The sequence below is a fragment of the Brevundimonas naejangsanensis DSM 23858 genome, from assembly GCF_000421705.1.
Classification (GTDB): domain Bacteria; phylum Pseudomonadota; class Alphaproteobacteria; order Caulobacterales; family Caulobacteraceae; genus Brevundimonas; species Brevundimonas naejangsanensis.
The window spans coordinates 294,404-305,798 of the sequence record NZ_ATXN01000002.1 but is presented as its reverse complement, the minus strand read 5'-3'; the positions used below and the strand labels follow the sequence as shown (position 1 = coordinate 305,798).

At 65.5% G+C, this 11,395-nt stretch carries 14 protein-coding genes; 11 read left to right on the top strand and 3 right to left on the bottom strand.

The genetic code is table 11. From position 1 onward, the window contains the following. Window positions 1–9: 9 nt before the first annotated feature. The 6 genes from H556_RS0101695 (at window position 10) to H556_RS0101670 (ending at window position 5,138) form a co-directional block, all read left to right on the top strand. The gene (locus tag H556_RS0101695) at window positions 10–570 is read left to right on the top strand and encodes a recombinase family protein (RefSeq protein ID WP_024352798.1); all 561 of its coding nucleotides are present in this window, start codon (window positions 10–12) and stop codon (window positions 568–570) included. Between the two features lie 113 nt (window positions 571–683). After that, window positions 684–1,775 carry an alpha/beta hydrolase gene (locus tag H556_RS0101690; protein ID WP_081650856.1) on the top strand — a complete coding sequence of 364 codons (1,092 nt, stop codon included), beginning with the start codon at window positions 684–686 and terminating at the stop codon, window positions 1,773–1,775. A gap of 155 nt (window positions 1,776–1,930) precedes the next feature. Further along, window positions 1,931–2,932, top strand: coding sequence for an alpha/beta hydrolase (locus H556_RS0101685; protein ID WP_051130199.1), 1,002 nt, complete (start codon window positions 1,931–1,933; stop codon window positions 2,930–2,932). 53 nt (window positions 2,933–2,985) lie between these two features. Beyond that, a complete protein-coding gene (locus H556_RS0101680) occupies window positions 2,986–3,450 on the top strand; it encodes a (R)-mandelonitrile lyase (RefSeq protein ID WP_024352795.1) in 465 nt (154 codons plus the stop codon). A gap of 28 nt (window positions 3,451–3,478) precedes the next feature. Next, window positions 3,479–4,216 (top strand): carboxymuconolactone decarboxylase family protein, encoded by a 738-nt coding sequence (locus H556_RS0101675; protein ID WP_051130224.1) that lies wholly within the window; start codon window positions 3,479–3,481, stop codon window positions 4,214–4,216. Between the two features lie 64 nt (window positions 4,217–4,280). Further along, window positions 4,281–5,138: an aldo/keto reductase gene (locus tag H556_RS0101670; protein WP_024352793.1), complete on the top strand. Its 858-nt coding sequence runs from the start codon at window positions 4,281–4,283 to the stop codon at window positions 5,136–5,138. Window positions 5,139–5,222: 84 nt separating this feature from the next. Here H556_RS0101670 and H556_RS0101665 read toward each other — a convergent pair whose 3' ends face one another. After that, window positions 5,223–6,122, bottom strand: a complete 900-nt coding sequence (locus tag H556_RS0101665) for a LysR family transcriptional regulator (protein ID WP_024352792.1) — start codon at window positions 6,120–6,122, stop codon at window positions 5,223–5,225. A 126-nt stretch (window positions 6,123–6,248) separates the two neighbouring features. Between H556_RS0101665 and H556_RS0101660 the strand changes: the two genes are divergently transcribed. From H556_RS0101660 to H556_RS16245, 5 genes are all read left to right on the top strand, one after another. Beyond that, window positions 6,249–6,833: a flavodoxin gene (locus tag H556_RS0101660; protein WP_024352791.1), complete on the top strand. Its 585-nt coding sequence runs from the start codon at window positions 6,249–6,251 to the stop codon at window positions 6,831–6,833. 62 nt (window positions 6,834–6,895) lie between these two features. Continuing rightward, the gene (locus H556_RS0101655; protein ID WP_024352790.1) at window positions 6,896–8,050 is read left to right on the top strand and encodes an aldo/keto reductase; all 1,155 of its coding nucleotides are present in this window, start codon (window positions 6,896–6,898) and stop codon (window positions 8,048–8,050) included. 9 nt (window positions 8,051–8,059) lie between these two features. Beyond that, a complete protein-coding gene (locus tag H556_RS0101650; protein ID WP_024352789.1) occupies window positions 8,060–9,037 on the top strand; it encodes an aldo/keto reductase in 978 nt (325 codons plus the stop codon). 136 nt (window positions 9,038–9,173) lie between these two features. Continuing rightward, window positions 9,174–9,395 (top strand): hypothetical protein, encoded by a 222-nt coding sequence (locus H556_RS0101645; protein WP_155802397.1) that lies wholly within the window; start codon window positions 9,174–9,176, stop codon window positions 9,393–9,395. Between the two features lie 131 nt (window positions 9,396–9,526). After that, window positions 9,527–9,679, top strand: a complete 153-nt coding sequence (locus H556_RS16245) for a hypothetical protein (RefSeq protein WP_155802395.1) — start codon at window positions 9,527–9,529, stop codon at window positions 9,677–9,679. A 3-nt stretch (window positions 9,680–9,682) separates the two neighbouring features. On the opposite strand, the gene H556_RS0101635 is transcribed toward H556_RS16245, so the two are convergent. Continuing rightward, entirely contained in the window at window positions 9,683–10,597 is a 915-nt protein-coding gene (locus tag H556_RS0101635; protein ID WP_081650854.1) for a DUF4238 domain-containing protein, read from the bottom strand. After that, window positions 10,594–11,376, bottom strand: a complete 783-nt coding sequence (locus H556_RS0101630; protein WP_024352786.1) for a hypothetical protein — start codon at window positions 11,374–11,376, stop codon at window positions 10,594–10,596. Before H556_RS0101630 ends, H556_RS0101635 begins: the two co-directional genes overlap by 4 nt. Window positions 11,377–11,395 lie beyond the last annotated feature (19 nt).

Below are 11,395 nucleotides of genomic sequence, written 5' to 3'. Positions count from 1 at the left end.
TTTTGCGACATGCTGATCGGCTACGCTCGGGTTTCGACCGCGGACCAGAACCTCGCGCTTCAGATCGACGCCTTGGAGAAGGCCGGGTGCGAACGCACCTTTTCCGAAGTCGCATCGGGCGTCAGGACAGAGCGGGCCGCCCTGAGCGAGGCGCTGTCCCACGCCCGAACGGACGACATCTTCGTGGTGTGGAAGCTGGATCGTCTGGGTCGGACCGTCGGACAACTGGTCGAGTTCGTCGCAGGCCTGCGTGCACGGGGTGTGGAGTTTCGCAGCCTGACGGACGGCATCGACACGACGACCCCGGCCGGCCGCTTCTTCTTTCACATGATGGCGGCGCTCGCCGAGATGGAACGTGACCTGATCCGCGAACGGACGATGGCCGGACTGTCCGCCGCGCGGTCTCGGGGGCGCAAAGGCGGTCGCCGCCAATCCCTCACCGAGCGCCAGGTCGCTCAGGCGCGACTGCTCCTGGAACATCCTGACCAGACGATGGCGGGTGTTGCGTCCTCGCTCGGCGTGTCCCGAAGCACCCTGTACCGGGCCCTGGCGCGGCATCCCGGGACGTAGTTATCGAAGGCACCAATTCATTAGGTGAGCAAATAAGCCCTATCGAATTGCCCCGGCTAATAGAAGATTCGCCCAAGGGCTATGTTCCGTGCACCCGCCAAGAGAGGGATTGCATGACCTTCATGACCTGGCCTCGCCTCGCCCGCTTCCTGTCGCTGCCTCTGGCCCTCGGCCTCGCCGCTTCCTCGGCCTGCGCTCAATCGGCCGCCGGCTTCGCACCCCTGACCATTCAGGATCAGGGCAGCTTCGCGGTCGGCGGAACCGTGGCGACGACACCCGGCGCGTACGACAACAACCAGCCGACGGCGGAAGGGCAAAGCTTCCACGGCGACCACCTCTACGCCTTCTACCAGGTCCCGCAGAACGCCAGGGCGCTGCCGATCGTCATGCTGCACGGCGCCTTCCAGTCGGCGCGCAGTTGGGAAACCACCTCCGACGGCCGGGAAGGCTTCCAGACGCTTTTCCTGCGCCGCGGATTTCCGGTCTATCTGGTCGACCAGCCCCGGCGCGGCCGCGCGGGGAACAGCACCGTGGCGGCGACCATCGAGCCGACGCCCAACGATCAGCTCTTCTTCGACCAGTTTCGGATCGGCAAGTGGCCGGACTATTTCGACAACGTCCAGTTTGATCGCAGCCCCGAGACGCTGGATCAATTCTTCCGCTCGGTCACGCCCAACACCGGCCCCTACGACGCCGGCGTGATTTCGGACGCCATATCGGCGCTGTTCGACAGGACCGGGCCCGGCATCCTGTTCACTCATTCGCAGGGTGGCGGTCCCGGATGGCTGACGGCGATCAAGAACCCCAACGTCAAGGCGATCGTCGCCCTTGAGCCGGGCAGCGGCTTCATCTTCCCCGAAGGCGAACTGCCCGACGCGATGCCGAGCGCGGCGGGGACCCTGGAGCCCGAGGCGGTTCCGCTTTCCGATTTCGAGAAGCTGACCCGCATCCCGATCGTCATCTATTACGGCGACAACTTTCCCACGGAGCCGACCACGGAGCGCGGCCAGGACAACTGGCGCGTCAGGCTGGCCATGGCCCGGCTCTGGGTCGACGCCGTCAACAGGCACGGCGGCGAGGCCCGGCTGATCCATCTCCCGGAGATCGGCATCCGGGGCAACACCCACTTCCTGATGTCCGATCTGAACAACCTCGAAATCGCCGACCTGGTCGCGCGATTCCTCGCGGAGAAGAACCTCGACTAGTTCCCGGGCGTCTTTCGCGGGCTCGCGATGAGCCCCTCCCCTGGGATCCTTAGAAAGGAGCTCGAATGAGCAATGAAGCCGTCAATCCGAAGCGACGCGAGTTCCTCGCAGGCTCCGCGCTCGCCCTCTCATTTGCAGTCATAGGAGCCCCAGCCATGGCCAACCCGGCCCAAACCCGGATCAATGGCTTCACCCCGGTCTATCGCGGCGCCATCACGGCGAACGAGCCCGGCAAGGTGAACGTCCACCCCGTCACCTACAACCTGAACGGTCTGGACATCGCCGCCAACGTCTACACCCCGGCGAACTATGATCGGGCGCGCAAGTATCCGACCATCGTCGTTGCCCACCCGAACGGCGGCGTAAAGGAGCAGGTCGCGGGTCTGTATGCCCAGCACCTGGCGGAACAGGGCTACATCACAATCACCATGGACGCCGCCTACCAGGGGGCGAGCGGCGGCGAGCCGCGCAGCGTGGACAAGCCCACGAACCGCATCGAAGACATCCATGGGGCGGCCGACTTCATCGCCGGGTATCCGGGGGTCGACGTCTCGCGCCTGGGGCTGTTCGGCATCTGCGGCGGCGGCGGCTATTCGCTGGCGGCGGCGAAAAGCGACAAGCGCTTCAAGTCGATCGCGACGCTGAGCATGTTCAACTCCGGGCGGGTCCGCCGCAACGGCTTCGCGGATTCACAGCTCGACACCATTCAGGAGCGGCTGCGGCAGGCCTCGGCCGCGCGAGCGCAGGAGGCTGCTGGCGGGGAAATTCTCTATTCCGGCGACGCGAACATGACGGATGAGCAGATCGCCGCCCTGCCCTTCGAGATGTATCGTCAGGGTTACGAATATTACTGGCGGACGCACGCTCACGCCGGCTCGACCTTCCGATATACGACGAGCAGCCTGCTGGACCTGATGCGCTGGGACGCCACGGATCAGATCGACCTGATCGACCAGCCGCTGCTGATGATCGCGGGCAGCCGGGCGGACAGCGGCTACATGACCGACGACGCCTTCGCCAAGGCCAGTGGCACGACGGACAAGGAGCTGTTCAAGATCGACGGTGCCACGCACATCGAGACCTATTGGGTTCCCGAGTATGTCGACGCCGCCATGGGCAAGCTGACGCCGTTCTTCGCCCGAACCCTGTCGCGATGAGGACCCCGCTCCGTCCGAGGCCGCCTGCACCGCCCGGCCCGACGACGCCGCGCGTGAGCCTTGTTCTTGCAACCTTGGCCGGGATCGTCATCGCCATGCCCGCTTATGCAAACTCCCAGGTCGTCGTCACCCGCACGGGTTCACAGCCGTCCTCTGCGGGGTCGCCCGATAATTTCACCGGCGCCGTCCGGGTCGAGGACCGGTTCCAGGGCAGCGGCGAGTCGCGGATCAGCGGCGCGACGGTCACCTTCGAACCGGGCGCCCGTACGGCCTGGCACACCCATCCGCTCGGCCAGACGCTGATCGTCACGGCCGGCGCCGGCCGGGTCCAGCACTGGGGTGGGCCGATCCAGGAGATCCGACCGGGCGACACCGTCTGGATTCCACCCGGTGTGAAGCACTGGCACGGCGCCGGCCCCTTGGTCGGGATGAGCCATATCGCCTTCTCCGAAGCGCTCGACGGAAAGACTGTCGAGTGGATGGAGCAGGTGACAGAGGACCAATACAATGCGCGCTGAGTATCGCCGGGCAGGCCTCGGAACGACCATGCTGGCGCTGGCCCTCGGGCTGGCGTTCACCCCAGCCCACGCGCAGCAGAACGCTTCGGAGGCGTACGCCATGCCGCAACATCAAACCGCTTCACAAACCCTGTCCGCCAGACAGCAGGCCATCCCGCTCATCGCCGCCTCCATGGCGACGAGCGATATGCCCGGGCTCAACGCCGCGCTGAACCGCGGGCTGGACGCGGACCTGACCATCAGTGAGGCCAAGGAGATCCTCGTCCAGCTCTACGCCTATGTCGGCTTCCCGCGCAGCCTCAACGCCCTGGGTGAACTGATGAGCGTCGTGGAGGAGCGTCGGCAGCGCGGCGTACAGGACGCGCCCGGCCGCGAGCCTACCCAGCCCATCGCCGTCGGCGACGAACTGCGCGCGGTCGGCGCGGCCAACCAGACGACGATCTCGGGCGGGCCGGTCGCGGGGCCGGTGTTCGGATTCGCCCCGGTCATCAACGAATACCTTCAGAGCCATCTCTTCGGCGCCATCTTCGAACGCGACAATCTCGACTGGCAGAGCCGCGAACTCGCGACCGTCGGCGCTCTGGCCGCGACTCCGGGCGTGGAGGCGCAGTTGCGCTCGCACATGGCCGCCAGCCTCCGGGTGGGCCTCTCCCCCGCGCAGCTTCGCCAGTTGATCGAGGGACTGGAGGAAAGCGACGCCGCCGCCGCCGAGCGGGCCCGCACGGCGCTGACCCAGGCGCTCGACATGCTCAACATTCGCGAATGAAGCGCTCGGCGAGCGCCCACGCCGCCCTGAGCGCACCATCAATCGCCACATGGAAAGAGACGCTATGACCAGCAGCATTCCCGCCGTGACCCTGAACAACGGTGTTCAGATGCCCAGCCTGGGCTTTGGCGTTTTCCAGGTCGACGATCCCGCGGAATGCGAGCGCAGCGTTCGGGACGCCATCGACGTCGGCTATCGGCTTCTCGACACGGCGACCTCCTACGGTAATGAAGAGGCCGTTGGCGCCGCGATCAAAGCTCACGGGATCGACCGCGGAGAACTGTTCGTCACGACCAAGCTGTGGGTCGAAGACGCGAGCTACGAGGGCGCGAAAGCGGCCTTCGAGCGTTCGATCAACAAGCTGCAGCTCGACTATCTGGATCTCTGGTTGATCCATCAACCCTATGGCGACGTGTACGGAGCCTGGCGGGCCATGGAGGAGTTGCACCGTGACGGGCGCATTCGCGCGATCGGCGTCAGCAACTTCTACCCGGACCGGCTGGTGGATTTCGTACTCCACAACGCGGTCAGCCCCGCCGTGAACCAGGTCGAGATTCATCCCTTCCACCAGCAGGACGATGCGCAAAAGGTCCTGGAGGAATACAACGTCCAGCCAGAGGCGTGGGGGCCGTTCGCCGAGGGGAAGAACGGGCTCTTCTCCGACGAGGTGCTCCAGTCGATCGCCAGGAAACACGGCAAGAGCATCGCGCAGGTCGTCCTGCGCTGGCTGAACCAGCGCGGAATCGTCGCGATCCCGAAGTCGGTGCGCAAGCAGCGCATGGCCGAGAACTTCGCGATCTTCGACTTTCAGCTCGATGACGAGGACCTCGCCAAGATCGCGACCCTCGACCGGAAGACCAGCAGCTTCTTCGATCACCGCGACCCCGCGATGGTGAAGTGGCTCGGCACCCGCAAGCTCTAAGGCGAAAGCCTCGGCTAGCGGCAGTGCGCGGCCTCCGGCCGCACGGAGGTTGGATCCGACGGCCCGCTCAGGGCGAACCGATGTTCATCGGGGACTGCGATAGCGCAGGGCATCGACCAGCAATGAGAAGGCCGGCGAGGCATGGCGCCGGCTCGGGTAGTAGAGGTGGTAGCCCGGGAACGACCCGCACCAGTCCTCGAGCACCCGGACCAACCGGCCGGCCGCGATGTGATCTTGCGCGTGGTCTTCGGGCATGTAGGCCAGCCCCAGCCCCGCGAGCGCGGATCGAAGCCTCAGGCCGATGTTGTTGAACACCAGCTGGCCCTCGACCCTGACCTTGATCTCGCGGCCATCTTTCTCGAACTCCCACGGGAACAGGCCGCCATAGGTGGGCAGGCGGATGTTGATGCAGTTGTGGTGCATCAGGTCCTGTGGGATCTCCGGCCGGCCATGGGCCGCGAGATAGTCGGGCGATCCCACCACGGCCATGCGCATCTCGGGACCGATGCGCACCGCGATCATGTCCTTGGCCACCTGTTCGCCCAAGCGCACGCCCGCGTCATACCCCTCGGCGACGATGTCGGTGAGGCCGTAGTCGACGATCACCTCCACGTGGATGTCCGGGTAGTCCGGCAGAAGGCGCGCCAGGCCGGTCTGCAGAACCGTTATCGCCGCGTGCTCTCCCGCCGTGATCCTGATCGTCCCGGCCGGTTTGTCGCGCAGTTCTGTCAGGGCGGCGAGCTCGTGTTCGATCTCCTCCAGCCGCGGCGCCACCGTGCGCATCAGCCGCTCGCCCGCCTCGGTCGGGGAGACGCTCCGGGTGGTACGGGTCAGCAATCGCAGTCCCAGGCGCGCCTCCAGGGCTTTCACCGTCTGGCTCAGCGCCGACTGGGAGATGCCCAGCTGGGCGGCTGCACGGGTGAAGCTGCGCTCCCGGGCGACGACGGCGAAGGCTGCGAGGACGTTGAAATTCTCGGTCGACATTCATTAGGCCGGCTTATTGGGGAATGCCGATTATAGCGCCTAATCACGATCTGTCGTGCGGCGTATCCTGATGATCGAGCCAATCCGCTGACCGAAAGGCTAAGCGGACCGCTGAAGGCCAACGCCATGACCGACCTTTCACGCCGCACCATGCTGACCGCGCCCGCCATACTCTCCCTTTCGGCCGGGGCGGCGGCCTGCGCGGAAACGGTCGATTCGCCCCGTCGCGCGACCTCGAACGTCCTGGTCGCCTACTTCTCCCGATCGGGAAACACCCGGGTGATCGCCGGGACCATCCAGCGGCTGCTGGGGGCTGACCTGTTCGAGATTCGGCCCGCCCAGCCCTATCCGGAAGACTACGAGGCGACCGTGGCGCAGGCCCGTCAGGAACGCGACAGCGGCCATGAACCTCCGCTCGCGGCGACCGTTCCGGATATCGCGGCCTACGACACCGTCTTTCTCGGCTTTCCGATCTGGGGACAGACCGCGCCGCCAGTGATCCGCTCCTTTTTGCGGGCGCATGATCTGACGAACCGAACGGTTCGGCCCTTCATCACCCACGGCGGATACGGCCTCGGCTCCAGCCGGGTGGTCCTGTCGGACCACTCGCCAAGGGCCCGGATCGAGCCGCCCTTCGTCATGGAGGCCGACCAGGAGCGACGAACCCTCGACCAGGTCAAGGCCTGGCTGGGGCAAGGCGGGAACCGGTGACGGGGTCGGAACAACCAGGCCCCGAAGACGAAACGACGATGCTGCGGCAAGGAGCGCAAACCATGCGAGAGACGAACACCACACGGGGCGTCGGACGCCGGGAGCTCCTCGGAGCCGGCCTGGCCCTGCCCGCGATGACGGCGACATCCGCCGTCGCCGCCGCTCCGGGCGGAGCGCGACAAGCCCCGCAGCCGGCGCGGCCCGACCGCCGCCGGCTCGGCGCGCTGGAGGTGTCCAGCATCGGACTGGGGGTGCAGAATATGACCCGCACCTATCAGACCACCATCCCGACGCGACCCGAGATGATCAACATCATCCGCGCCGCCCACGACAACGGGGTCACCTTCTTCGACGCGGCCGAGGCCTATGGCCCGCACGAGGTGGAGCGGCTTCTCGGCGAGGCCGTCGCCCCGATCCGCGACCAGGTCGTCATCACCTCCAAGTTCGGCTGGAACATCGACCAGGAGACCGGGCAGCGCCGTCCCGGGCGCAACAGTCGACCGGACCATGTCCGGCGCGTCGTCGACGGCATGCTGCAACGCCTGCGGACGGACCGGATCGACCTGCTCTATCAGCACCGCGTCGACCCGGAGGTGCCGATTGAGGACGTCGCCGGCCTGATGAAGGACCTGATGGCCCAGGGCAAGGTGCTGCACTGGGGCCTGAGCGAGATGGGGCAGAACACCCTGCGCCGCGCCCACGCCGAACAACCGGTGACCGCCGTTCAGAACGAATACTCGATGCTATGGCGCGGCCCGGAAACTTGGGTGCTGGGCGTGTGCGAGGAGCTCGGCATCGGCTTCGTCCCCTGGAGCCCCTTGGGCATCGGCTTCCTGAACGGCGCCATCGACGCCAACACCCGCTTCGCACAGGGCGACATTCGCGCCGGAGAGTCTCGCTTCTCGCCGGAGAACCTGCCGCACAACCTCGCGCTCGTTGAGCTGGTGAGGCAGTGGGGCGAGCGTAAGAATGCTGCGCCCGGGCAGATCGCCCTGGCCTGGCTGCTGGAGCAGAAGCCCTGGATCGTGCCCATCCCGGGCACGACCCAGATGGCGCACATGCTGGAAAACACCGGCGCCGCGGCGATCCGCTTCACGCCTGAGGAGATCGCCGAGCTCAACGCCGCCGTCGCCGCCATCGATGTGCGGGGGGCCCGCCTGCCCGAAAGCGTCCTGGTGTTCTCCGAAGTCGAGGCGCCGCCGAGAGCGGGCGCCTAGGAGGGCAGAATGCAGAAGCGTCATCTCGGCGCCCTTGAGGTGTCCGCCATCGGCCTGGGCTGCATGGGCTTGAGCTACGGCTACGGGTCCGGAGTTTCGACCGCGGACGGCGTGGCCCTGATCCGCGCGGCCTTCGACAGGGGCGTCACCCTCTTCGACACGGCCGAGTGCTATGGGCCATTCTCCAACGAGGCGCTGCTCGGGGAGGCGGTCGAGCCATTCCGGGACCAGGTGGTGCTGGCCACCAAGTTCGGATTCCAGGACGGCGATTCCACGCGGCCGCCGGACAGCCGTCCCGAGCGTATCCGCGCGGTCGCCGAGGCCTCGCTGAAGCGGCTCAGGACCGATCGCATCGATCTCTTCTATCAGCACCGGGTCGATCCGCAGGTGCCCATCGAAGAGGTGGCCGGCGCGGTGAAGGAGCTCATCGAGGCCGGCAAGGTGAAGCATTTCGGCTTGTCGGAAGCGGGCGTGGACACGATCCGACGTGCTCATGCCATCCAGCCGGTCGCCGCCCTGCAGAGCGAGTATTCATTGTGGTGGCGGGAGCCGGAGGCTCAGATCCTGCCCGTCCTGGAACAACTGGGCATCGGGTTCGTCCCATTCAGCCCCCTTGGGAAGGGTTTCCTGACCGGAGCGATCACTGATCGGACCGAATTCGCCGATACCGATTTTCGCCGCTCGGTTCCCCGCTTCAGCGAAGAGAACCGCCGAGCCAACCAGACCTTGATCGACCGGCTCGATGCGATCGCGGCGGCGAAGGGCGCCACCAAGGCCCAGATCGCGCTGGCCTGGTTGATGGCGCAGAAGCCTTGGATCGTGCCCATTCCGGGCACGACCAAAAAGCATCGCCTCGAGGAAAATCTCGGGGCGGCCGAACTAAGACTTTCGCCCGAGGACATGGTCTCGATCAGCCAGTCGCTCGGTGACGTCGATGTGCAGGGCGAGCGTTACTCAGCGGCCGCGCAGGCCCGAATAGATCGGTGAGACTCTTGCCCGTTAACAGGCGACCATCAGGCCCAATGGCGTTTCTCCCAGCGACGCTTGGTCGTCGGCACGGGGACTGGAACAGATGAGCCTAGGGCGCGATACTGAGCGTACCTTCTAGGAGGACATTATAGCCTTGGCTTCCCGTCATAAGAAGACTGCCATCGTGATGTGGGCCCGCTCCCTCAGCTATGTCGCTGTGGGATTCTTCGCCCTCGCCTTCGTCTCAGTCCTCGGCTGGCCGCGGATCATGTCCCACCAGTTCGCGCTTGGCGCGCTGGGAGCTATCGTCTTCTTCTGGCTGAGCTTGTGGCTCCTAAGGTTCCTGCCGCTCGGCGAGGATGACGCTCGCGATTGACTATACTAAGCGTCTGACGCTTCAATATCGGCGCGGTGCGATAGAGCGCGCTCGAACACATTGTTCAGGTCGTCGATATGGGACGGTTACTAGACGCGTTGAGGAATGATCCCCGCGCCTCCGGCGTGGAGGTGACCAACGACGGCTTCGTGCTTTCAGGTTCTGGCGAGGCATTCGATGAGCTCGCACGCGAGGCTCTGGAGAACGCAGGCAAAGATTTTGTCGCCCTGCCAACCAGCGACGGTGGCGTCGGATACTCGCGGGTCGTGATCATCACGATTTGAGCGCTAGGCTACGGTCGTACCGAGATCCGCTAAGCGCTCCCCGAGAGTCGGCCTCGCGACGGACCCGAAGTTCGCATGAATGAACGCTTCTTGCCGCCGATCCGTCGCCCAGACATATCTGCGGGCCAAAGCGACGGTCGTCAGATTGCGGCGCATCACCAGCTCTCGTGCGGGAGCTTGGCGAAGCGTGTCGATCGTCCCAGGGTCGTTCGCCGCAACGAACAACCGTTTGGGTCCGATCGGCAAATGGATGAAGGCCTGTGGGTCCCTTAGGCCTGAGACCTGATCGACGCACCAGTCGGAAACCAACAGGGACAGGTTGGAAGCCGCCACATCGACCACGCCCCAACGCATATTGTTGAAGAACTCGCCCATGGTGGGGTTGTCGATGAGCACCGCCGCGATCTGCATGGCTATCTGTTCGACGATCTCCGGATCACGCGCGGTCATATATTCCTCGAAGGTCTCTGGATCACCCTCCCGCCGGACCATCTCCTCATACGCCGCCTGAATTTCCGGCTGATTGATAACCCAATCCGCTCGGGTGCGCGCCTTGATCCCGGCGATATCCGCAGGCGTGCGCAGCTGCAGAGACTGCATGAAGCGTGACCATGAACTCCTGTCGTTAGACGTCCGCGGCATCTGACCGCTCTCGAGCAATGCGAGCACTCCTGCGGCCTTATGATCGACCTGCTGCATGAAGCGCTCTTCCACCTGCTGTGCGAGGTCGGGCGACAGGCCGGGCATGCTGTACAGACTGTCTTCGTATCCCGTGCCTACGGGGAAGACCCGCCGCCGTTTCACGGCATTGCCGAAAGGGCGATCATATTGCTCAAGGCGTCCATCAGGGCCGGTCCAACGGTTAAGATAGAACACGGGGGCGAAGTGGTGCTTGCGAGGCGGATTGGAGGACGTCATGCGCCGACGGCCGGCCCCGCCAAGGCGGCGTTCCCACTGTCCGCCAACGACAACGGCGCCCGCGCGTCGGTGCGCTCCGCGTACCCTTTCGCGTCGTCGAACATGATGTCGTGCAGCCCGAGGACTGTTAGCGCCGATCGACGGCTCATGGGGCCCTCATCCGGCCGGCGACCTGGTCGCGCCACGGCGAGGAGATTTGAAGCCCGCGCGTATATCTCTGCTGCGTCGACGATCTCGATCTCAATGTCGCGCGGAACGCGACCGTTGCGGCGGGCCCTCAGATCCGCTTCGAAGCTGCGCCACCGCGCGAGGTGCACCTGCAGTTCGGCCAGCAGGTCGATGTAGGCATCCGCTTCGGCTCCGTCGGCCGCCTCAACCATCGCGGTGATTTCCTTGACCGCGCCGGGCGCCAGCTTCGGGGCGCGCGGAGTCATCCGTGTTCCCGTCACGCTTCCATGCTGTTTCGCGACAGCCAGCGCCCGCTTCAGCCGCTCAACGCTCTGCTCCGCGAATTCGCACACCTCGCTCATTACTAACGGCATGGCGGCGCGCTGGGCCCGGAGACGGCGGGCCTTTCTGTCCTGTTCCTGCCGATCATTTTGCTGGATCTGGCGCAAAACGAACCAGGCACCGTACACCGCCGCCAGCAGGGTGAAGATGGCTCCAACGAGCGATTGCCACGACCACGCGATCGTCGTCACCGGGACAATGACCGACCGGCAGGTCTCGCTCGGGACAAGTTTGCATCCGCCGTCGAGGCCGATGAGCAGGATCGACATCCCGGTCACTGTTCCTACT